We start from the raw sequence: 22,191 nt of genomic DNA, 5'->3' as shown, positions 1-22,191 counted from the left end.
CTTGCCGTGGTTCCGTCCGCGGCGAAGGGGGTCAGTCGCCCAGGAGTTCCGAGGACTCCAGCCACTCCAGTTCCAGGGCGTCCTTTTCGTCCGTGAGGTCTTTAAGCTGCTTGTTCTGGTCGGCGAGCTTGTCGAAGTCGCCGGCCTCGGTGGTTTTCACCATGGCGTCATGGAGTTTCTTTTCCTCCTGGTCGAGCTTCTTGAGCTGGCGCTCGATCCTGTTGAGGGCTTTGCGGGCGTCGCGCTTCTCGGCCTCGGAGGGGCCTGCACCGGTGCCCCCGGCAGCCTGCGCCTGCCCGGCGCTGGTGACTGGGTTTCCGCCGCCGGTCACGGTTGAGCCGGCCAAGGCTGACTCGCGCAGTTCCAGGTACTGGTCCACGCCCCCGGGCAGGCCGCGCAGCTTGCCGTCGCCGAGCAGTGCCATCTGGTGGTCGGTCACCCTTTCGAGCAGGTAGCGGTCGTGGCTGACCACCACCAGGGTGCCCGGCCAGCCGTCCAGGACGTCCTCGACGGCGGCGAGGGTATCGGTGTCGAGGTCGTTGGTGGGCTCGTCGAGCATCAGCACGTTGGGTTCGCCCACCAGCAGCCGGAGGAGCTGCAGGCGGCGGCGCTCACCGCCGGAGAGGTCCTTCACCGGCGTCCACTGCTTCTGGTTGGTGAACCCGAGCTGCTCCACCAGCTGGCCGGCCGTGAATTCCTTGCCGCCCACGTTGAAGGAACGCTTTTCCCGCTCAATGACCTCAATGACGCGCAGGTCAGCGACGTCGTCGAGCTCCTTGACCTCCTGGGTGAGGACCGCGGTGACCACTGTTTTGCCGCGCTTCAGCTTCCCGGCGTCGGGCGCGATCTCGCCGTTGAGCAGTTTCAGGAGGGTGGTCTTGCCGGCGCCGTTGACGCCCACCAGGCCCAGCCGCTCCCCCGGGGCCAGCCGGAGGGTGATGTTGTCGAAGAGCTTCCTGCCGTCGTCGCCGCCCTGGAAGTTCAGGGACACGTTCTCAAGGTCCAGGACGTCCTTGCCCTGGCGGGCGGTGGCCATCTTGCTCAGCGCCATGGAGTCACGCGGAGCCGGCACGTCGGCGATGAGCGCGTTGGCTGCCTCGATCCGGAACTTCGGCTTGGCGGTCCGGGCAGGGGCACCCCGGCGCAGCCAGGCGAGTTCTTTCTTGACCAGTTGCTGGCGCTTGCCCTCCACCACGGATGCCATCCGGTCCCGTTCGGCCCGGGCCAGGACGTAGGCGGCGTAACCGCCTTCAAAGGGGTCCACGATCCCGTCGTGGACCTCCCAGGTCTTGGTGCAGACTTCGTCGAGGAACCAACGGTCGTGGGTAACCACCAGGAAGGCGCCCTGGTTGGGCCGCCAGCGCGTCTTCAGGTGCCGGGCCAGCCAGGCAACGCCCTCGACGTCGAGGTGGTTGGTGGGTTCGTCGAGCATGATGACGTCGTGGTCCTCGATGAGCAGCTTGGCCAGGGCCACCCGCCGCTTCTGGCCGCCGGAGAGGGCGTGGACATTGGCGTGCCAGTCGACGTCGGACACCAGGCCGCCCATGATTTCCCGGATGCGGGGGTTGCGGGCCCATTCGTAGTCCGCCTGGTCCCCTACGATCGCAGCACCCACCGTGAGGTCGCCGTCGAGTACGTCGCTCTGGTCCAGGTATCCCACGTTGACGTCGCCGCGTTTGGTGACACGGCCGGAGTCCGGGGTGGAGCGCAGGGACAGCAGGCGCATCAGGGTGGACTTGCCGTCACCGTTGCGGCCCACCATGCCGATCCGGTCCCCCTCCTCCAGTCCCAGGGTGATGCCGTCCAGGACGGTGCGGGTTGCGTAGGAAACCGTGAGGTTTTCGCCGCCAAGAAGGTGTGCCAAAGGGAACTGCTTTCTGCTGCCGGACTGGAAGTATTAAAGGAGGGTGTCGGAGATGATGCGCGCGCCCGGGACCGGGCCGTGGACGGCGAGTGCTGTCAGGCCGTAGCGCTGCAGGTCCTCTGCGAGGGCAGCGGCTGCCACGGAATCCTCGGCCAGCAAAGCCACGGTGGGGCCGGATCCGGAGACCATGCCCGCCATGGCGCCGTGGGACTCGCCGATTCCCAGCGTATCGCGCAGCGCAGGCGAGAGTTCAATGGACGCCCTTTGCAGGTCGTTGACCAGCACGCGGCTCAGGGACTCCGCATCGCCGCCCCGCAGCGCCGCCAGGATCTTCGGGTCAACACCGGTGGGTTCCCCGGCGTCGATTCCCTCGGCGTCGCGCAACCGGTCCAGGGTCCGGTACACCTCGGGAGTGGAGAGGCCGTAGTCGGCCACCACCAGGACCCAGTGGGTCTGCGCCTTGGCCAGGGCCGGAGAGAGTTCGTCGCCCAGGCCAAGTCCGACGGCGGTTCCACCCAGGAGCGAGAAGGGGACGTCGGCACCCAGTTCCGCTGCAAGGTGTGCCAGTTCCTCGCGGGACAGCCCGCTGTTCCAGAGGGCGTCGCAGGCCAGGAGCGTGGCAGCGGCGTCGGCCGATCCGCCGCCCATGCCGCCTGCCACCGGGACCCGCTTGGTGATCTCCAGGTGCACGCCGGTGGCGTGTTCGGAGACGTCGGCCATGATGGCGGCCGCCTTGTACGCCAGGTTGCTGCTGTCCAGGGGGATGTCGACGGCGTCGAGGTCCAGGGTGCTTTCGGGGCTGAGGCTGATGGTGATTCCCGGGGCGGCGGTGCTGGTGGCTGCCACTTCCTCATAGAGGGACACTGCGAGGTAGACGCTGGCCACCGAGTGGTAGCCGTCGGGCCGCAGCGGCCCAACGGCCAGGGACACGTTGACCTTGCCGGGTGCCTTGACGCGCACCGTCCTGGCCGAGAACCGCCCCCTGGCCGCCCTCTCAAGTCCCGCGTTCACGGGCGGTTTTCCCTGGCTTCGGCGATCCTGGCGAATGCGGCGATGTCGATGACCTCGCCGCGTGCGGTGGGGTCGACGCCGGCTGCCAGCAGGCAACGCTCAGCTTCCGGCGCTCCCCCGGCCCAGCCTGCCAGGGCGGCCCGGAGCGTTTTGCGCCGCTGCGCAAACGCGGCGTCCACGACGGCAAACACCTGTTCGCGGGTGGCGGTGGTGGCGGGGGGTTCGCGGCGGGTGAAGGCCACAAGCCCGGAATGGATTTTGGGGGCCGGCCAAAAGACGTTCATGCCGATCACGCCGGCCTTGCGCATCTGGCTGTACCAGGCGGCCTTGACGGAGGGAACACCGTAGGTTTTGGATCCGGGTCCGGCTGCCAACCGGTCTGCCACCTCGTCCTGCACCATCACCAGGCCGTGCTGCAGGCTGGGGAAATGCTGCAGGAGGTGCAGCACCACGGGAACTGCCACGTTGTAGGGCAGGTTGGCTACGAGCGCTGTGGGTTGCACCGGCAGTTCGGTGACCTTCATGGCATCGGCGTGCACCAGGTGGAACGCGTTGGCGGCGGCGGGGCGCCATTCCTTCACGGTTTCGGGGAGCTTTGCGGCGAGGACCGGATCGATTTCGACGGCGACGACCGCCGCTGCCGCGTCGAGCAGCCCCAGCGTCAGGGAGCCCAGCCCCGGACCGACCTCGAGCACTGTTTCATCCGGCCCCACGCCTGCCGCGGCCACAATCCGGCGGATGGTATTGCCGTCAATGACAAAGTTCTGGCCCAGGGTCTTGGTGGGCCTGACCCCGATTTCCTCTGCCATCCGGCGTATGTCGGAAGCACCGAACAACGGTGCGGGAACGGCGGGGATCGGTTCAGTCACCTAGGTATCCTATCCCGCGCGGCACTTTGCCCTCCCCCGTTAACGGCTGTGGCCGGCCCCGGAGTACCCGGAGCCGGCCACAGCTGTTTTTTACGCTGATCAGCGGCTGGCGGCCCAGCCGCAGCCCCACGGTGACAGGCCACGCTGTGCGTAGACGCGGTTGGCGATGTCGATCTGCTGCGCCTTGGTGGCCAGGCTGGCGTTCGGCGCGTAGGCGCCGCCGCCGGCGCCGATCCAGGTCTGGATGTCGAACTGCAGGCCGCCGTAGTAGCCGTTGCCGCTGTTGATGCTCCAGTTTCCGGTGGACTCACACTGGGCAATCTTGTCCCACATGGCTTCGTTCATCATGGCCGGTGCTGCTGCGCCGGTGTTGGCGGCCGCGGGGGCTGCTGCGGCCTGGGGTGCAGGCTTGGCCTTGGTGCCCACGGTGACCTTCTCGGTGACCGGCTGGACCGCTACGTTTTCCGAAACCAGGGTGCGCGAAGCCTCCCGGCCGTCAACGAGCACCAGCTTGAAGGTGCGCTCGATCTTTCCGGCGGCCCCGGCCTGGGTCACTTCCTTCTCACCCTTGAGCATGTCCGCGCTTTCAGCGGTGACGGTGTCAAAGGGAACGTCTTCGCTGGTGACGGCGGTCTGGCCGGTGTCAACCCGGGAAACCTTGATGACCATGTTGTTCACCACGTTGGCGTTGGCCGGCTGGGAGGTGCGGTCGTTGGCGCCGAGGCTCACGCCGGAGTCTTCGAGGACCTTGCCGACCGTGGGGGCGGTGGTGGTGGCGGTGTTCACCTTGCCGTCGGCCACGATGCTGACGGTCTTGGGCGTGGAGATGGAGACGTAGGAACCGGCCAGCGAAAGGGTGGCATCCTTGGGCGCCGAAACCGACGAGGCGCTGGCCACACCGAGTTCAGTCACCAGGTCTTCGACGTCCTGCGCCGTGGTGTTGACCGTCTTTTCGGCCCCGTCAAGGCTGACCTTGACTTCTTTGGCTTGGTTGATGTTGATGACGGTGCCGTTCTGGACGGTGGCGTCAAGGGAGGGGGAAACGCGGTCGCCGGGCTTCAGGTCCAGGTTGGCGCTCTTGACCACCTGTTCCACTGTTCCACCAAAGGACTGCACGGACGACGCTTGGCCGTCCACGTTAAGCGTGATTGTTTTGTTATTGCCCACGAAGGCTACGAGGCCTGCGACCAGGCCGCAAAGCACCAGCAGCTGGGCGCCAACCTTTATAAAGCTGAACTTGCCGTCCGATGTGAAGAACTTGATCACGATTGCCCGTAACTCTCGGTCCATCCGGGCACGGGGAATGCGCAATAAAATGCCCGGAGCAACCTCAAAAAGGAGAGTCCGGGCACCAGTGCGCCACCACACTCCGCGCAGCGGCAAGGCCCGATGTTGGACAGACGGGCCCGGCTGCACGTGGAGTGAAATTACCCGTTGGCCTTCCCCGACCCCGGCTAATAGTTTCCCACTGTAACCGTAGCGTTATAAAGCAGCCAACATTTTTGCATACCAGGTATGCGATCGCGGGTGTCGCAGAAGGGTGGGATTAAGCCCAGGATCCGTATGCCCGCACGGTATTTTCGCTGATGGAGGTGCATAGTGCGGCGAGGTCGGAGCCTGTCAATTCTGCCATGGCCCGCACGGTGTACGGGACCATATAGCTCGCGTTCGGCCGCCCCCTGTGCGGGTGCGGCGTCAGGAAGGGAGCGTCCGTTTCCACCATGACCAGCTCCCGGTCCGCGACCGCGAGCGCGGCACGGAGGTTGGCGGCATTCCTGAACGTCAGGGTGCCGGCAAAAGACATCCACCAGCCCTGTTCGTTACACGTCCGTGCCAGGTCCTCGTCACCGGAGAAGCAGTGGAACACCACCCTTTCCGGTGCACCCTCCTCCCGGAGCACACGGACCACGTCGCTGTGCGCGTCCCGGTCATGGATCTGCAGGGTGAGGTCGAGGCGCTTGGCGATGTCGATGTGCCGCCTGAAGGAGTACTCCTGGTGCCGCAGCCCTTCGCCTTCGGTGCGGTAGAAGTCCAGCCCGGTTTCGCCGATGGCCCGGATGCGGGGATGCGCGGCCAGCTGTTCGATCTCGGCAAGGGCCGCTTCCAGTCCGCCCCGGGCGGCGTAGTGCGGAGCATCGTTGGGATGCAGTGCCACAGCTCCCAGGAGCCGTTGGTCCTGGTCCACCGCCTCCGCCGTGAACCGCGAGGACTCCAGGTCGCAGCCCACCTGCACCGCACCCTGCACGCCCACGGCCTCTGCCGCATCCAGTGCAGCTTTGATCCCGACGGGACCCTTTCCTTCCGGGAAGTCCAGGTGGGTGTGGTTGTCCATGACCGGTACTGGCAGGGGCTCCGGCGCAGGCGGGAAATCCTTCCGGCGCCCGGCGTCCGCTTCCGGTTCCGCGTCTGCGGCGGGCACCCGGTAGGCGGCGGGAATCGACGAATTGCACATCCAACCAGCCTAACGGCCCAAGGCTCCCCTATATTTGCCGGAACTCTCTGTCAGGCACGGCAGTTGTGTTAGTAGTCTGGAACGAAGACACGCGCACGCCCACCGAGGGGCGAAGGCAGGCTTGCTGTCACGTCCAGGTGAAACCCGGGCTGAAAGGTTGCCGATGGAACCCCACCGACGCACTGCCAACAACGCAGGCGCACCGAACCTGAACCTGGCCGGCGTCGCCGATTCCGTCAGCCACCTGAACGGCCACCGGCCTGCAGCCATGGATTCCGGTGCCTTCCACGCAGCAGCGCAACGCATCCTGACCACGGTCAATACCGTCATCGACGGCAAGTCCGATGCCGCCAAGCTGGCGCTCACCGTCCTCCTCGCCCAGGGCCACCTGTTGGTGGAGGACGTGCCCGGCGTCGGAAAGACCCTGCTGGCAAAAACCCTCGCGCGGACCATTGACTGCACCGTCAACCGCATCCAGTTCACCCCGGATCTCCTCCCCTCCGACGTGACCGGGGTGTCCATCTACAACCAGGCCTCCAGGCTCTTCGAATTCCGGCCCGGCGCGGTGTTCGCCAACATCGTCATCGGCGACGAAATCAACCGCGCGTCCGCCAAGACCCAGTCGGCCCTCCTGGAATGCATGGAGGAGCACCAGGTCACGGTGGACGGCACGTCCTACAAACTCGATGAGCCGTTCATGGTGGTGGCCACCCAGAACCCCATCGAAATGGAAGGGACATATCCGCTGCCGGAGGCGCAGCGGGACAGGTTCATGGCCCGGATTTCCATGGGCTACCCGGACAAGGACGCAGAGATCGAGATGCTGGAGACGCACCAGGCAGTCTCGCCGCTGGCCACCGTCACCCCCGTGGTCACCGCTTCCGATGTTGCCGCCATGATCGCCACCGTCCAGCAGGTTTACGTCTCGGATCCCGTGAAGGAATACACGGTCTCGATAGGGAGGGCCACGAGGGAAAGCCCGCTGCTGCGGCTGGGCGCGAGCCCCCGGTCCATGCTGCAGCTGCTGCGCGCCGCCAAGGCCACCGCCGCCTTGGACGGGCGCGATTTTGTGCTTCCGGACGACGTCGGTGATGTGGCCGAAGCCGTCCTGGCGCACCGGATCATCCTTGACCGGAAAGCTGCCGGCGCAGGCGAGACCCCGCACAGCATCCTGCGCAGCATCCTGTCCCGGCTGCCCGTGCCCCAGGCGGCCCCGGGGCAGCCCAACCGGGCAGCGGCGGCCGCCGGCAGCAGGAACCGCTAGGCGCACACCATGGCCTTCCTGCACAAGCTCCCGAAGCACCTGTTCACCAGGCGCGGATGGGGCATGCTGGCGGCCGGTGCCTTCACGCTGGCTGCAGCCCAGGTCATGGGCCGCCGCGACCTCCTGACGCTGGCCCTGCTGCTGCTGGTGCTTCCGCTCGTCTCCCTCGCAGGCGTTCGCCTGGTGAAACCCCGCTTCCGGGTCTACCGGGAATTCAACCCCTCCCCGGTGGAAACGTCGGCACCGGCCACGGTCAACCTTGCGGTGGCCAGGACCGGCCCGGGCAGCGGGCGGGTGGTCATGGAAGAGCGGCTGCCGGCACAGTTTGGCCAGGCACCCGCGTTCCGGTTCCCGTCCCGTTCCGCCACCGGCGGCACCAGCCGTTACGAATACCACCTGACGTCCAGGTATCGCGGGCAGTTCAGGATTGGGCCGGTAACGGCAGAGTTCACCGACCCCTTCGGCCTTTCGCTGCACCGGCGGCCCATTGACGACGGCGACGTCCTCACCGTGACGCCGGCCGCCGTCGCTCTGCCTGCCACCGGGCTGGGCGGAGCGCGGGGCAACGACGGCGTCACTGCCACCCGCGTGCGCGCGAATCCCAGCGACGACGATGTCATGACCCGCGAATACCGCCATGGGGACCCCATGCGGAGGGTCCATTGGGCGGCGACGGCCAGGCACGGGGCCCTGATGGTCCGGCAGGAGGAATCGGTCACCACGCCGGAAGCGACCATCATCCTTGACCATCGTTCCAGCGCGTTCGCCGGCGGCCTTGGAACATCCATGCCGGGGCTTCCCGGCCACGATGGGCATGCGCCCGCCACCAGCGACACCTTCGAGTGGTCCGTGGTTGCCGCCATGTCCGCCGGCGCCCACCTGGCTGAACGCAATTACAGCCTTCGACTGCTGGATGCCGGCGGCGACCCGGCATTCCTTCACTCGCCCTCCTCTCCGGAGCCTGGGGCGGAGGAGTACAGCGGCGCATCCGGCCTGCAGTCGATCGCCGAGAGCCTGGCGGCCATCCATCTCTCCGGCACGCTCCACCCGCGGCGGGACGGAGCGCACCCGGAGCTGCCCGGCAGGAACATAGAGCGGCGGGCTGCTGCCGGGGCGCGGACGCACGTGGGCAGCGACCAGGGGCCGCCGGCATTTGATGACCGATTGATGGACAAGCTGTCCGCGCACCGCATGCGGGGGCCGCTGATCGCAGTGTTGGGCCGGATTACCAAGGAGGAGGCAGCAGCCCTGGCACCGGCTGCCGCGTACGGGACCGATGCGTTCGCACTCCTCGCCGTGGAACGGCCCGCGGAGTTCCAGGATGTCCTCGACGTGCTGCGGCAGGGCGGCTGGCGGGCCGTAGCCGCGGCGCCGAAGACCCGGCTTGCTGCTGCCTGGGGCCAGTTCGCCCAGGACCCCGCCCTGCCCGTCGCGCCCGCAGCGGAGGTCCGCCGGGGAGCGGGGGTGGCGAAATGACCATCGCACCGGCCCGGACGACGGGTTCAGGACACCAGGCCCGGGACAACCCGCGGATTCCTGCGGGGCGCACCGGTGCCGGCGCCTATCCCTGGGCCATGGCGGCAGCAATCTCCTTGGCGGTCTGCGGAGCGGCCCTGTCCCTGAACGGTGTCCTTCGCGGCTGGAACTGGTACTGGCCCGCCATGACCACCGTGCTGGCGGTGGCCCTCACGCTTGCCGCGCTCCGTTCCGTCCGCGCCCAGCCGCTGCTGGTCACCGCCGGAGGGTTCGTGGCGCTGGGCGGCGTCCTGACCATGACCTTCTTCCGCGGTTCCAGCTTCCTTTGGGTGGTCCCCACCGGTGCCACGCTGCCTGAGCTGGACCGGCTGATCCAGCGCGCCAGCGAAACCGTGCTGGCGGAGACAGCGCCCGTGGCGCCCAACGCCGGAATTGTCATGGTGGTCTGTGCCGTGCTCGGCCTGGCGGTCATTCTGGTCGATGCCCTCGCGGTGCCCCTGGGGATGCCGGCCGCCTCCGGCACCGGCCTGCTGGCCCTGCTGGTGGTCCCGGCCATGATCAAACCCCAAAGCGTGGGAGTGGGGAGTTTCCTTGCCACCGCGGCGGGATACCTGCTGATCCTTGCCGTCAGCCAGTGGTTCGCCCCGGACGGCAGGCTGCAGGGCGGACCGGCACGCAGTCCCGGGCTGCTGCGCCGCGCCGCGCTGACCGGGGCCGTGGCCCTGGCCGCCACCCTGGTGCTGCCACTGGCCATTCCCGGCTTCGACCGCGGCACCTTCCCTCAGGGGTCCAGGCTGAATCCGTGGGGCGCTTCCACCGGCCTCAACCCGATGATCACGCTGGGCAACAGCCTACGCACCCCCGACGGAAGCGGCAGGATCACGTACGCCACCAATTCACCGACGCCCCTCTACCTGCGCTCGGTGACCGTGGACAATTTCGACGGCGACTCCTGGGGCCCCGACGACCGCAACGCATCCCGGGTCTCCCTTGACGGCCGGATCGACCCCGGCTATCAAGTTCTCACCGACGAGCAGGTGCGCCTGGTCACCGCCGTCGACGCCGGTTCCTTCACCAGCCCCTACCTGCCGGTCCCCTATGCCCCTGAAACCGTCCGTGGCCTGGGCGGCCAGTGGACCTGGGATCCGGCCACGCTGAGCATCAAGGGCACGGACACCACCACCCGGCGGCAGGAATACCTGGTGACCTCTGCCGTGCCCAAGCTCTCCGCAGCCCTGCTGGCCCAGTCCTCGGCCCCGGCGCGCGGCATCCCCGACGTCTTCACCAGGATTCCGGGCAATGTGCCGGACATCGTCAAAACCACTGCACAGACTGTGGCCGGATCCGCCGGGACGCCGTACCAGAAAGCCATGGCCATCCAGAAGTACCTGCGCTCGTCCGAGTTCACCTACTCGCTGCAGTCACCGGTGCAGGGCGGCTACGACGGCAACGGGCTCTCCGTCCTGGCCGATTTCCTGCAGCAGAAGAGCGGCTACTGCGTCCACTACGCCTCGGCAATGGCCGTGATGGCCAGGCTGGAAGGCATTCCGAGCAGGATTGCCGTGGGCTACGCCCCCGGCAGGCTCACAGGGGCCACCATAACGGTGGCCGGCCAGGGGTCCCTCCCTGAGTACGAGGCCGATGCCCGCGACGCCCACGCGTGGCCGGAACTGTACTTCCAGGGCCTGGGCTGGGTGCCCTTCGAACCGACCCCTTCGCGGGGAGTGGTCCCTGACTACGCCACGGAGACCTCCGCACCATCAGTGGCGGAATCGCTGGGCAACAACGACGGACTTATTCCCGACACCGTCCCGGTACCAGCACCGTCCCCCAGTGCAACGGCACAGGCCCTCCCTGGCGCAGGCGGAAGCGGCTCCGGCGGCGGCGTGCCCCTGATGCCTTGGCTCCTTGGGACGGCCGGAGCGGTGGGTCTGGTATTCCTGGCCGCCGCGCCGCACCTGGTACGCGCCGGCGCCCGGTCCCGGCGGCTGCACCCGAAGCGCCCGGACCTGGCCGTCCCGCTGGCATGGAGCGAACTCCGTGACCTCGGCACCGACTACGGGCTGCCCGCCGTGAACAGCGAGACGCCGCGGGCCTACGCGGCCCGGTTCCGCAGCACCCTGCTGGGCGAGCCCGGCGGTATGGACCAGGACGCCCACGGGGCGGTGGCCTCCCTCACCTCAGCCTTTGAGCACCACAGGTATGGACGTCCGGGCACCGCCAGTTCCGCCGACGCAGCAGTCCAGGACCTTGCAGCCGGCATTGCCGCCGTGGAGGCGTCACTGCGCGCCAATGCCCCGATGCCAAGGCGTTGGGCTGCTTCGTGGGTCCCGCCGTCGGTCACCCTGCGGCTGGGCCGGCTGCTCAGGATGCCGTTCAGCGCAGCCGGCCGTGCCATCCGGCGGCTGCCGCACGCCCGGGCACGCTTCAGGTCAGCGCCGGACGACGGCGGCGGCAGGGCAGGCGGGGGCTGAACACACAGGTGCCGGCCGGGAAAGTCCCGGCCGGCACGTGTGGTCTTGCGGACTGCCGGGGCTAGCCGGCGTAGGGGTCGGCGATGCCGATGTACTGCGTGTAGAGGTACTCCTCGATGCCTTCGAGGCCGCCTTCGCGTCCCAGGCCCGACTGCTTGACGCCACCGAAAGGTGCGGCAGCGTTGGAGATGACGCCGGCGTTCAGGCCCAGCATGCCGGTTTCAAGCTTTTCGCCCATCCGGATGCCGCGGTTGATGTCCTTGGTGAAGACGTACGCCACCAGGCCGTATTCGGTGTTGTTGGCCAGCCGGACGGCCTCGTCCTCGCTGCTGAAGGTGATGATCGGGGCCACCGGGCCGAAGATTTCCTCGGACAGGATCCGGGTCCCCTCGGAAACGCCGGACAGGATGGTGGGCTGGTAGAAGTAGCCCGGCCCCTCCACGGGAGCGCCGCCCAGGACTGCCTTGGCACCGGAGGCGAGGGCGTCGGAGACCAGCTCGTGCACCTTGTCCCGGCTCTTGCCGTCGATCAGCGGGCCCACCTTGGATTCGGGTTCGGTGCCCCGGGCGGTGGTCATTTCCTTCATCTTCGCGGCGAACTTCTCGGCGAATTCGGCCGCCACCGACTCATGGACGATGAACCGGTTGGCAGCGGTGCAGGCCTCGCCCATGTTGCGGAGCTTTGCGGCCATCGCGCCGGTGACGGCAGCATCCAGGTCGGCGTCTTCGAAGACCAGGAACGGGGCATTGCCGCCCAGCTCCATGGAGGTGCGCAGCACGTTTTCGGAGGCGTCGGCCAGCAGGCGGCGGCCCACCTCGGTGGAGCCGGTGAAGGACAGCTTGCGGAGGCGGGAATCCTTGATCAGCGGTCCCGTGGTGGCCCCGGCCGTGGAGGTGGGGATGACGTTGAGGACACCGGCGGGCAGGCCGGCCTCCTGCATGACGGCGGCGAACAGCTGGGACGTCAGCGGCGTGAGGTTCGCGGACTTCAGCACCATGGTGCAGCCGGCAGCGACGGCGGGCGCGATCTTGCGGGTGGCCATGGCCAGCGGGAAGTTCCACGGGGTGATCAGCAGGCAGGGGCCCACCGGCTTCTTGGCCACGAGGAGGCGGGATTTGCCGTCCGGAGACACCGAGTAACGCCCGAAGGCACGTACTGCTTCCTCAGAGAACCAGCGCAGGAACTCGGCCCCGTACGTCACTTCGCCGCGGGCTTCGGCCAGCGGCTTGCCCATTTCCAGGGTCATCAGGAGGGCGAAGTCTTCAGCCCGTTCCGTCACCAGGTCGAAGGCCCGGCGGAGGATTTCCCCCCGTTCGCGGGGCGGTACCTTCGCCCAGGACTCCTGGGCTGCCGCGGCAGCGTCCAGGGCCGCCGCACCATCTTCGGGGCCGGCGTCGGCAATGCTCAGCAGCACCTTCCCGGTGGCGGGATCCTCGACGTCGAACGTCTTGCCGGACGCGGCGTCGCGCCACTCACCGTTGATGAGCAGCCCAGTGGGAACGGAGGCCAAAAGCCGGGTTTCGCGCTCGGCGGTAACGGCCGGCTGTGCAGTGACAGTCACGATGACTCCCTCGTCGGTAGGGTTGTGGCAGCCCGTCGCCGCGGCCGGAGTGACCGGGATCATGGGGCTGATTAACTGCCAGACTACTGCGGGCCACCCCCATGGTCTACGCCGTTGCGCACTGCGGAATCGCCGCCGTGCTGTGCAGCTGCACAGCACGGGCGCAGCGCGTCACGAACGGCTTCGCTGCCCGCTACCGTGCGGCCAGGACCGCCGAGTAGAGCTCCCGCTTGCTGACCCGGGCATCTTCGGCGACGGCGGCTACGGCCTCCTTCAGCCGGATACCCTGGGCCACCAGTTCATTGACGGCCGCAACGTGGTCCTCCGGGGTGCCGGCTGCCTGTTCGGGGGCGCCGCCAAGCACCACGGCAATCTCGCCGCGGACCTCGTTGTCCTCAGCCCACTGCAGGAGCTCGCCCACGGTGCCGCGGATGACTTCCTCATACGTCTTGGTCAGTTCCCGGCACACTGCGATGGGCCGGTCCGGGCCGAACCTCTCCCGCAGGGCCCGCAGCATGGCTTCAAGCCGGTGCGGTGCCTCGAAGAACACCATGGTGCGCCGCTCCCCTGCAAGGTCCGCGAGGCGCGAGGCCCTCTCACCGGCCTTGCGGGGCAGGAACCCTTCAAAGCAGAACCGGTCAGTGGGCAGGCCGGACAGGGCCAGCGCCGTGAGGACCGCGGAGGGCCCGGGGACAGCGGTCACGGGAAGCCCCGCGGCGATGGCCCCCTCCACCAGCCGGAAACCGGGGTCGGACACCGCGGGCATCCCGGCGTCCGTAACCATGAGAAGGGTGCTGCCTGCACGGACCTGGTCCAGGAGCTCGGCCGTCCGGGTGGCCTCATTGTGCTCGTGGTAGCTGATGACGCGGCCCGCAACGGCGACACCCAGGCTTTGGACCAGGCGGTGCAGCCGCCGGGTGTCCTCTGCCGCCACGATATCCGCGGTGCCCAGCAGTTCCACCAGCCGGGCGGAGGCATCGCCGGTGTTCCCGATCGGAGTGGCGGCAAGGACGATCCGTCCCGCCGTCGAAGGGGCCGGCTCGGGAAGGGGGCTGGGGTTCGGGTCCACCCACCAAGCCTACTGCTGCCGGGTCTTCCAGCCGCAAAAGGTAGCATGGGGCTCGTGACGCAGACCTCGACGCGGCCCGCCGGGGCCGGGAAACCCAGCCCGGCGGCATCCCCAGCCGGCACCGGCGCCACTGCAGGGGAACCCGGGGGGAAAGCAGTCCGGCCCTGGATCAGCCGGCCGGACGAAGCGTTCACCGCCGAGGCGCTGACGACCCGGCTGATCGGTACCGGACTATCCTGGCGCGACTATCCGCCGTCGCTGCGGCTCTGGTACATCCTGGTCCCGGTGCTCACGGCGGTGGCCGGCGGCCTCCTCCGGTTCATCCGCCTCGAAGTGCCGCACAAGCTGGTGTTCGACGAGACGTACTACGTCAAGGATGCCTACTCCTACCTGATCAGCGGCTACGAACGCAGCTGGCCGGACAAAGCCAATGATTCCTTCAACGCCGGGAATCCCGACGTCCTGCTGAACACTCCGGAATATGTGGTCCATCCGCCGGTCGGCAAATGGATGATTGCGGCCGGCATGTGGCTGTTCGGGCCGGAGAACCCCTTTGGCTGGCGCTTCGCGGCAGCACTTATGGGCACGCTCACCGTGCTGCTGGTCTCCCTGATCGCCCTGAAACTGTTCCGCTCGCTTCCCCTGGCGGGCGCGGCGGGGCTGCTCCTCGCCGTCGACGGCCACCACCTGGTGATGTCCCGGACGTCGCTGCTGGACATCTTCCTCACGTTCTGGATCCTTGCCGCCTTCGGCGCCCTGCTGATGGACCGCGACGACGGGCGCCGCCGCCTGGCCGCACGGCTGGCACGCGCCGCTGCCGCGAACGGCGGACAGCCACCGGCCGGCACGCTGCTGGCCGGCCCATGGCTGGGGGTGCGCTGGTGGCGGGTTGCCGCCGGGGTCTGCATGGGCCTGGCGGTGGGCACCAAATGGTCGGGCCTGTTCTTCCTGGCCGGTTTTGGCCTCCTCACCGTGCTCTGGGACCTCAACGCCCGGCGGGTGGCGGGCATCCGGGGCTGGATCAGCGGCGGAGCCATCCGGGACGGCATCCCGGCGTTCCTCGGCATGGTCCCCGTGGCAGGGATCGTCTACTCGGCGACCTGGACAGGCTGGTTCCTGTCGGACAACGCCTACTTCCGCCATTGGGCGGAAAGCAACCCGTCGGCGGAATGGGGGTGGCTCCCCGACTCCGTCAGGTCCCTGGTCCACTACCACCTGGAGGCGTACAACTTCCATCAGGGCCTGAGTTCGGAGCACCCCTACCAGGCCAGCGCCTGGAGCTGGCTGGTAATGGGGCGGCCCACGTCGTTCTTCTATGAGTCCCCGCCCCAGGGCACCCCGGGCTGTGACGTGGAGAAGTGCACCTCCGCCATCCTGTCGGTCGGGAACCCGCTGATCTGGTGGCCGGCGGCCATCGCGCTGGTGGTCCTGCTGTTCTGGTGGGCGGGACGCCGGGACTGGCGCGCCGGGGCCGTGCTGGCCGGCGTGGCTGCGGGCTACCTGCCGTGGTTCATGTATCCGGAGCGGACCATGTTCTACTTCTACGCGGTCTCCTTTGAACCGTTCCTTGTCCTGGCCCTGGTGTACTGCCTGGGGCTGGTGCTGGGAAGGTCCTCGGATCCGCCGTGGCGCCGTCGCTCCGGACTGTACCTGGTGGTCCTGTTCCTTGCCGCGGTATTGCTGCTGTCGGCTTTCTTCTACCCGATCTGGACGGCCGAAGTGATCCCGTACGTCGACTGGAAAGTCCGGATGTGGATGCCATCCTGGATCTAGGGCAGGATGGCAACAGAGACCTGATGGAGCCGCTGCCGCGGCGTGGCAGCGGAAACGGAGACCTGCTGTGAGAGAAGCGAGTACCGAACTGCTGGTTGAGCTTGACGCCGACAGCAACGTAACGGACCTGCTGCTGGAGCAGCACGCCGCCAACCCGGCCCACGCCCTGTACCGGCGGAAGGGCCCCAACGGCTGGGTGGATGTCACCGCGCAGAAGTTCCTGCAGGACGTCAGCGCCCTGGCCAAAGGTCTCATCGCCGGCGGCCTGGAGCCCGGCGACACCGTGGCCGTCATGTCCCGCACCTCCTATGAGTGGACGCTGGTGGACTTTGCCATCTGGTTCGCCGGCGGCGTCACGGTACCCATTTACGAGACGTCCTCCGCAAGCCAGGTGCAGTGGATCATCCAGGACGCAGGAGTCCGCCGCGTCTTCGCCGGCGACCGCGCCACGGTGCAGCTGGTCACCGGCGTGGTGGCAGGTTCCGCCGAACTCAGCGACCGCCTGGTCAACGTGGTGCGGATGGATTACGACGGCGAGGCCCCGGACCTTGCCAGCCTCGCCGCTGCAGGCACCGGAGTCAGCGACGCCGAGCTGGAGCGGCAGCGCAGCCGCGCGGGGCTGGCCGACCTCGCCTCGCTGGTGTACACCTCGGGCACCACGGGAAAGCCCAAGGGCTGCGAGATCACGCATGGGAACTTCGCCCTGGTGGCCAGGAACATCGTTGCGTTCCTGCCCGAAATCCTGCAAAAGGACCAGGCCCGCACCTTGATGTTCCTGCCGCTGGCCCACGTGCTGGCCAGGGCCGTCCAGGTGGTCTGCCTGGCCGCAGGGGCAACCCTGGGACACACTCCGGGCGCGGCGCAGCTCCTGGAAGACCTCGGCACGTTCCGGCCCACCTTCCTGCTGGTGGTGCCGCGCATCTTCGAAAAGGTCCGGGCAACGGCGGCGCACAAGGCCGCCGTGGCAGGCAAGGGGAGGCTGTTCGATGCCGCGGCAGCAGCCGCGATCGCGTACTCCCGGGAACTGGACCGGCAGAGCCGGGGTGAGGGTCCGGGCCCCGGCCTGCTGGTCCGGGCCCGGCATGCGGTATATGACCGCCTGGTCTATCCGCGGCTGCGCCAGGCGCTGGGCGGAGAGGTGGGATATACCGTTTCCGGGGCCAGCCCGCTGGCGTCCGAGGATGCACACTTTTTCCGTGGCGTGGGGATTCCCGTCCTGGAGGGTTACGGGCTGACCGAGACCACGGCGCCCTGCACCGCCAACACGCCGTCCCGCACCAAGGTGGGAACTGTTGGGATCCCCATTCCGGGCACCACCATTCGCGTGGCTGAAGACGGCGAAATCCTGGTGAAGGGAATCGGCGTCTTCAGGGGCTACCACGGCAACCCGGCGGCGAACGCCGAGGCGTTCGTGGACGGCTTCTTCCGCACCGGTGACCTTGGCGTCCTGGACAAGGACGGCTTCCTCACCGTCACGGGCCGGAAGAAGGACCTGCTGGTCACTGCGGGCGGCAAGAACGTGGCGCCGGGTCCGCTGGAGGAAAAGATCCGCGCCCACCAGCTGGTGGGCCATGCGGTGGTGGTGGGCGACGGCAAGCCCTTCGTCTCGGCCCTGCTGACGCTGGACCCGGAAGGCGTTGCCGACTGGCGGTCCGAGCGTGGCCTGCCTCCGCTCCCCCTCAGTGAAGCTGCCGGCGACCCCCAGGTCCTGGCCGCCCTTCAGGAGGCAGTGGACCTTGCCAACCAGATGGTGTCCAAAGCCGAGTCGGTACGGACGTTCAGGCTCCTTGACGCCGAATTCAGCGTGGAGTCCGGGCACCTGACGCCGTCACTGAAACTGAAGCGGGCCGCCGTCGTCAAGGAGTTCCAGGCGGAGATCGCCAAGATCTACGGCTGATCCACCTTTTCCTGCTCCCCGTCCACGCGCTTTTCCTGCAGCGCAACACCGCGGCGGCGGCGGGTGGGCCACGTGAGCACCAGCGTCACGATGGATGCCAGGAGCACCAGTGCACCGATGCCGATGCCCGCGTCGATCCAGAACTGGCTGGGGAACAGCCTGATCAGGGTGTCGTCCAGGCTGAACGTCCAGGACCCGTCAGCGAAGAAGATCCGGTGGAACTCGGTGAAGAACTGCTGCCAGCCCAGTGCCGCCAGTGCTCCCAGGCCCAGGATGAGGACCAGCGTGATGATGGAGCCGGCGAAGAGGCCCCGCCGGACTCCCCCGGTGCTGCGCCTGCGCAGGTACAGGATTGCGATCAGCGCCAGGAGGAGCAGCAGCGCACCGGCGCCGAAGGTGGACAGGATGACCGTTTTGACGTCGGCCATGTGGCTGACTTCGCCGTCCTTGAAGAGCTTATCGCCGCCGCGCTGCACCAGATCGCCCAGGTACCTGGGGCCGGACCAGTTGAGGAGGTAGTCCACGGCGTAGGAGCCGTAGGTCATCCTGTCGTCGGTGCTGAAGCCGTAGCCATCGCCCGGGAAACCGGGACGGTTGTACTCCACCCAGAGGAAGAGCGGGGTGGTCACCGCCCGGACGGCAAGGATCAGGAGGATGAACGGGTAAATGATGGCCAGCAGGACCTGCATGACGCGGGGTGCCACAGGCTTGGCGTTCGCGGCGCTTTCACGCTGGGCGTTGCGGCGCTCCACTTCCTCCTCAGGGGGACGGACGTGCAGGGCCGAGGTGGGAAGGGGCTCCTTGAAAACCGGCGAGGCACTGCTGCCGGCATGCCCGTCCGTGGAGGCGGTGGCGGTCGACGGGCCGGAGCCGGGCCGGCCGGCAGCGGACGGGACGGGAGCGGGATTCCCCGTGGCGGAGGATTCGACGGCGGCTTCCGCAGCCCTGCGGTGGGCACGGCTTTCGGGTTGGACGGAGTTGCCTTCTGCCGCGGACTCCTGCCGGGCAGGCCTGTCCCCGAGCGGTTCTGCCCCGTCGGTCGTGTCGCCGCCGGGCTTCTCTCCGCCGGACTTGTCGCCGTCGGTGTTGTCGCCGTCGGACTTGCCGCCATCAGTGGGCGTCAGCCAGGAGAACGCGGGCTCGTCGGAATCCCTGGACGTATCCAGCAAAGGTTCCGGCTGCGGCGCAGCGCTTTTGGCGCGGACCGGTGTTTCGTCATTCACAGCAGCGTCACTTCCGTTGGGTTCCGCACCGGCCCCATGCCGCCGGTGCGATTGATTCTGCTGTCGAGCCTACCGTCAGGGACTTCCGCTGGGCGAGGAACCACCCCGGCAGGATTACAACGATTCAGGCAGCGATTTCCGTGTAGCCCGCGTCTTCCCGGCGGAGGTCCCCGCGTTCCCCGGCGAGGAATGCGCGCCTGCCCCCCACCAGGACGTAGATCCAGTACGCGGCGAGGACGGCCGCGCCGATGCCGATCCTGGCCCAGGCAGGCAGCGGGCTGGGCGTGACAAAGCCTTCCACCAGCCCCGAGACGAACAGTACGAGGACCAGCCCCAGGGCCACCGTGACCAGCGACCGGCCTTCTTCCGCGACCGCCCGCCCCCTGGTCCGCGGCCCGGGCGAGACCATGGCCCAGAAAATCCGCAGTCCCGCGGCCGAGGCAACAAAGACGGCGGTCAGCTCCATCAGCCCATGCGGCAGGATGTAGCTGAAGAAAACATCCGATTTGCCGGCGGACGCGAAGATTCCGGCGGCAATGCCCACTCCCTGGGCATTGCCGAACAGGATCATCGGCACCCAGACCCCGGTGATCCCCAGGGCCACGGCCTGAGCACTGATCCACGCGTTGTTGGTCCATACGGCTCCGGCGAAGGACGCTGCAGGGTTCTCCGAGTAGTAGTTGATGAAGTCCTGCTCCACATACTGGGCGGCATCGGTCTCGGAGGCTACGGCCCGGAGTGCCTCCGGTGACGTCCCGATCCATGCCGCATACGCCGCGGCGATGAGGACGAAGGCTGCTCCACACGCCAGCGTCAGCCAGGTCAGTCGGTACAGCGCAGCCGGCAGTGCCACCACGAAGAACCTGGCAAGGTCAGCCATGGCATTGGACCGTGCACCGGTAAAACGGGTCCTCGCCTGGGCCAGCGTGGCTGAGAGGGATGCCGACAGCCCGCTTTCCGGGGCCACGGAACGGACCAGCGACAGGTGGCCGGACGTCGACTGGTACAGCGCCAGCAGCTCGTCAGACTCGGCGCCGGTGAGCCTGCCTTTTCCCGCGAGCTCCTGCAGCCGCGCCCATTTGTCAGCGTTAACGGCGGCGAAGGCATCCATGTCCACGGCTACAGCCTAGCGCCCGGCATTAGACTTTGACCGTCCGCACCATCGGACGGTCCATACCAGCAGCTGCGAAGGGCGGGGACGCAGTGTGAGCCAGATCATCACCGGCGAGGCAGTAGTACTCGAGCTGCGGCCAGCGAGCTTCGCGGCCCGGGCCCTTGGCCTGGTCATCGACGTCGTCGTCCATGTGGCCCTGCTCGTGCTGATCATGATTGGCCTGTCCGCCGCCGGCGCTGACCTGGACGATGCTGCCGCGCGCGCCCTGGGCCTGGCCGCCGTCGTTTTTTGCCTGGTGGTGGTGCCGGTGGGGGTGGAAACACTCAGCCGGGGCCGGTCGCTCGGCAAACTGGCCACCGGCCTGCGGGTGGTGCGGGAGGACGGGGGCGCCATCCGGTTCCGGCACGCCGTGATCCGCGGGCTGACCGGATTCCTTGAGATTTACCTGACGTTTGGCGGCCTTGCCCTCGCCGTGGCGCTCTTCAACGACAAATCCCGGCGGCTCGGCGACCTGCTCGCCGGCACGTACGCTGTGCGCAGCCGGGTTCCAGCGGACGGGGCCGTCCGGGTTTTCGTGCCGCCGTACCTGCAGTCCTGGGCTGCCGCGGCGGACATTGGGCGCATCCCCGACGCCACGGCGCGCAGGGCCGCCCAGTTTATCCGCCAGGCCGGGCGGATGGCTCCGCTTTCCAGGGCAGGAATGGCCCAGGCGATCGCCGAGGAACTGTCGGCCCATGTGGCACCCGCCCCGCCGGCCGGGACCGGTCCCGATGACTACCTGGCCGCCGTCGTCGCTGAACGCCGGAACAGGGAGTACACCAGGTTGACGCAGTCACGCCGGCGGAACACGGAGACGGGACGGCGGCTGCAGCGCCTGCCCTTCGCCGAGTGACTTAGTTGTCGTACTCGCTCCAGGGAATGTTCCAGTCGCCATACCCGTCGGTGTTCGCCGCGTAGTCACCCTCTGTGTTGATGATCTGGACGACGTCGCCGGTTCCCATGTTGTCGAACACCCAGGCTGCCCCGTCCGGAAGGAACCCGATGCAGCCGTGGGACACATTGGTGTTCCCGATGTACGGATAGGCGGACTCGAGTGCCTGGTGGATGTAGGCGCCGCTCAGCGTGAGGCGGATGGTGTATTCGACGTCGGCCTCACCGTAATAGGCGGGGTCATCCGGTTTCAGGCCGATGCTGGCAGCCCTGAAGTGGTCGAACCGGTTCTTCTCCATCAGCACCGCGTATCCCTTCGCGGACGGGAAGCGCTTGTCCCCCATGCTGACGGGCAGCGTCTTGACGGGCTGGTCGTTGACGCTCAGCGTGAACGTGTGGGCTGTGGCGTCCGCGATGGCCACCTTCTTGTCCCCAATGTTGACGTTCACCTTCTTATTGAAGTTCGCGATCTGCCCGTTTCCAAGGTCGACGCCGAAGAGCTGCATGTCCATGGTGATGGTGGAGTTCGCCGCCCAGAAGTTTTCGGGCCGGTACCGGACCATCGTGTCGCTGTACCAGTGGAATGCCCCGGCCTGTCCTGCCGTGGTGGTGACCTTGATGGCCTTTTCGACGGCGGCACGGTTGGTTACGGGCTCGCTGAAGATAATCTGCAGGGGCTGGCCGACGCCAACCTTCATGCCGTTCAGCGGATAGATGGCGGCGTCCGCCTCATGCGAGCTGGAGACGGTATTGAAGGACTGGGTGGTGCTGGTCTCGCGCCCTGCAGAGTCCTTGACCACGTACGTGTAGCTGTACTCGGTGTTGAACTCCAAGGGAGCCGTGGCGGACCACGACGTCCCACTGGCGTCAATGCTGCCGTCAATGGTCTTCCCGGCGGTGCTGGCGAGGGTGACACGCTGGATGATCCCGTTGCCTACCTTCAGCGACACCGGGGCGGCGGGATTGACCTGCTTGGCACCGTTGGCCGGGGCCGCGTCAAGCTTGACCGGCGGCACAACGGGCGATGCAATGCCCGGCGATGTCCGCAGTGCGGAGCCTGCCTCGGATTCCAGGGGTCCGCCCGCAAGGCCTGGAGCGACGGCTGCGAAAACCCCGCCAACGGCAGCCAGGACACACACGGCGGCCACGGCAAGGACTTTCTTGGCGCTCCCCCTGCGGCGGGGCTTTACATCAGGCTCCATGTTTTCGATCCT

The 22,191-nt window shown here is 67.8% G+C and carries 16 protein-coding genes; 6 read left to right on the top strand and 10 right to left on the bottom strand.

What is annotated here, in order from left to right:
- Positions 1–31: 31 nt before the first annotated feature.
- The 5 genes from AB0280_RS15285 to AB0280_RS15265 form a co-directional block, all read right to left on the bottom strand.
- Positions 32–1,864 carry an ABC-F family ATP-binding cassette domain-containing protein gene (locus AB0280_RS15285; protein WP_224025476.1) on the bottom strand — a complete coding sequence of 611 codons (1,833 nt, stop codon included), beginning with the start codon at positions 1,862–1,864 and terminating at the stop codon, positions 32–34.
- 33 nt (positions 1,865–1,897) lie between these two features.
- A complete protein-coding gene (locus AB0280_RS15280; protein WP_307488538.1) occupies positions 1,898–2,875 on the bottom strand; it encodes a 4-(cytidine 5'-diphospho)-2-C-methyl-D-erythritol kinase in 978 nt (325 codons plus the stop codon).
- Positions 2,872–3,744: a 16S rRNA (adenine(1518)-N(6)/adenine(1519)-N(6))-dimethyltransferase RsmA gene (gene rsmA / locus AB0280_RS15275; protein ID WP_159632499.1), complete on the bottom strand. Its 873-nt coding sequence runs from the start codon at positions 3,742–3,744 to the stop codon at positions 2,872–2,874. The genes AB0280_RS15280 and rsmA overlap by 4 nt, the downstream gene beginning before the upstream one ends.
- Positions 3,745–3,843: 99 nt before the next feature.
- Positions 3,844–5,034: a resuscitation-promoting factor gene (locus AB0280_RS15270; protein ID WP_307488539.1), complete on the bottom strand. Its 1,191-nt coding sequence runs from the start codon at positions 5,032–5,034 to the stop codon at positions 3,844–3,846.
- Positions 5,035–5,290: 256 nt separating this feature from the next.
- On the bottom strand, positions 5,291–6,196 hold the full coding sequence (locus tag AB0280_RS15265; RefSeq protein ID WP_159632500.1) for a TatD family hydrolase: 906 nt from the start codon (positions 6,194–6,196) through the stop codon (positions 5,291–5,293).
- Between the two features lie 163 nt (positions 6,197–6,359).
- Here AB0280_RS15265 and AB0280_RS15260 point away from each other — a divergent pair, with 163 nt between their 5' ends.
- Genes AB0280_RS15260 through AB0280_RS15250 form a run of 3 tightly spaced genes read left to right on the top strand, consistent with a single transcriptional unit; the run spans position 6,360 to position 11,410 of the window.
- The gene (locus AB0280_RS15260; protein WP_159632501.1) at positions 6,360–7,460 is read left to right on the top strand and encodes an AAA family ATPase; all 1,101 of its coding nucleotides are present in this window, start codon (positions 6,360–6,362) and stop codon (positions 7,458–7,460) included.
- Positions 7,461–7,469: 9 nt separating this feature from the next.
- Positions 7,470–8,936 carry a DUF58 domain-containing protein gene (locus tag AB0280_RS15255; RefSeq protein ID WP_307488540.1) on the top strand — a complete coding sequence of 489 codons (1,467 nt, stop codon included), beginning with the start codon at positions 7,470–7,472 and terminating at the stop codon, positions 8,934–8,936.
- The gene (locus tag AB0280_RS15250; protein WP_307488541.1) at positions 8,933–11,410 is read left to right on the top strand and encodes a transglutaminase TgpA family protein; all 2,478 of its coding nucleotides are present in this window, start codon (positions 8,933–8,935) and stop codon (positions 11,408–11,410) included. Before AB0280_RS15255 ends, AB0280_RS15250 begins: the two co-directional genes overlap by 4 nt.
- A 61-nt stretch (positions 11,411–11,471) precedes the next feature.
- On the opposite strand, the gene AB0280_RS15245 is transcribed toward AB0280_RS15250, so the two are convergent.
- Complete coding sequence (locus AB0280_RS15245) at positions 11,472–12,971, bottom strand: NAD-dependent succinate-semialdehyde dehydrogenase (RefSeq protein WP_366367705.1); 1,500 nt, start codon at positions 12,969–12,971, stop codon at positions 11,472–11,474.
- Between the two features lie 193 nt (positions 12,972–13,164).
- On the bottom strand, positions 13,165–14,040 hold the full coding sequence (gene rsmI, locus AB0280_RS15240; RefSeq protein WP_159632505.1) for a 16S rRNA (cytidine(1402)-2'-O)-methyltransferase: 876 nt from the start codon (positions 14,038–14,040) through the stop codon (positions 13,165–13,167).
- 45 nt (positions 14,041–14,085) lie between these two features.
- Between rsmI and AB0280_RS15235 the strand changes: the two genes are divergently transcribed.
- The gene (locus tag AB0280_RS15235; RefSeq protein ID WP_307488543.1) at positions 14,086–15,813 is read left to right on the top strand and encodes a dolichyl-phosphate-mannose--protein mannosyltransferase; all 1,728 of its coding nucleotides are present in this window, start codon (positions 14,086–14,088) and stop codon (positions 15,811–15,813) included.
- A gap of 67 nt (positions 15,814–15,880) precedes the next feature.
- Positions 15,881–17,710 carry an AMP-dependent synthetase/ligase gene (locus AB0280_RS15230; protein WP_307488544.1) on the top strand — a complete coding sequence of 610 codons (1,830 nt, stop codon included), beginning with the start codon at positions 15,881–15,883 and terminating at the stop codon, positions 17,708–17,710.
- Here the strand turns inward: AB0280_RS15230 and AB0280_RS15225 are convergent.
- The gene (locus tag AB0280_RS15225; RefSeq protein WP_307488545.1) at positions 17,701–18,933 is read right to left on the bottom strand and encodes a TIGR01906 family membrane protein; all 1,233 of its coding nucleotides are present in this window, start codon (positions 18,931–18,933) and stop codon (positions 17,701–17,703) included. The two genes, AB0280_RS15230 and AB0280_RS15225, sit on opposite strands and share 10 nt — an antisense overlap.
- Before the next feature lie 124 nt (positions 18,934–19,057).
- Entirely contained in the window at positions 19,058–20,050 is a 993-nt protein-coding gene (locus AB0280_RS15220) for a stage II sporulation protein M (RefSeq protein WP_307488546.1), read from the bottom strand.
- A gap of 88 nt (positions 20,051–20,138) precedes the next feature.
- On the opposite strand from AB0280_RS15220, the gene AB0280_RS15215 reads away from it, so the two are divergent.
- Positions 20,139–20,939, top strand: coding sequence for an RDD family protein (locus tag AB0280_RS15215; RefSeq protein WP_307488547.1), 801 nt, complete (start codon positions 20,139–20,141; stop codon positions 20,937–20,939).
- Between the two features lies 1 nt (position 20,940).
- On the opposite strand, the gene AB0280_RS15210 is transcribed toward AB0280_RS15215, so the two are convergent.
- Positions 20,941–22,179, bottom strand: coding sequence for a L,D-transpeptidase (locus AB0280_RS15210; RefSeq protein WP_159632510.1), 1,239 nt, complete (start codon positions 22,177–22,179; stop codon positions 20,941–20,943).
- Positions 22,180–22,191 lie beyond the last annotated feature (12 nt).

Origin of the sequence: Pseudarthrobacter sp. 902506025 (assembly GCF_040702325.1) — a bacterium.
GTDB lineage: Bacteria > Actinomycetota > Actinomycetes > Actinomycetales > Micrococcaceae > Arthrobacter.
The sequence above is the reverse complement of the archived record's forward strand: the minus strand, read 5'-3'. Positions and strand labels throughout refer to the sequence as shown.

What these genes read in the sequence shown, in the direction of transcription:
- AB0280_RS15270 (WP_307488539.1), bottom strand. Translation starts at nt 5,034, where the DNA reads ATGGACCGAGAGTTACGGGCAATCGTGATCAAGTTCTTCACATCGGAC.
- AB0280_RS15265 (WP_159632500.1), bottom strand. Translation starts at nt 6,196, where the DNA reads ATGTGCAATTCGTCGATTCCCGCCGCCTACCGGGTGCCCGCCGCAGAC.
- AB0280_RS15260 (WP_159632501.1), top strand. Translation starts at nt 6,360, where the DNA reads ATGGAACCCCACCGACGCACTGCCAACAACGCAGGCGCACCGAACCTG.
- AB0280_RS15255 (WP_307488540.1), top strand. Translation starts at nt 7,470, where the DNA reads ATGGCCTTCCTGCACAAGCTCCCGAAGCACCTGTTCACCAGGCGCGGA.
- AB0280_RS15250 (WP_307488541.1), top strand. Translation starts at nt 8,933, where the DNA reads ATGACCATCGCACCGGCCCGGACGACGGGTTCAGGACACCAGGCCCGG.
- AB0280_RS15235 (WP_307488543.1), top strand. Translation starts at nt 14,086, where the DNA reads ATGGGGCTCGTGACGCAGACCTCGACGCGGCCCGCCGGGGCCGGGAAA.
- AB0280_RS15210 (WP_159632510.1), bottom strand. Translation starts at nt 22,179, where the DNA reads ATGGAGCCTGATGTAAAGCCCCGCCGCAGGGGGAGCGCCAAGAAAGTC.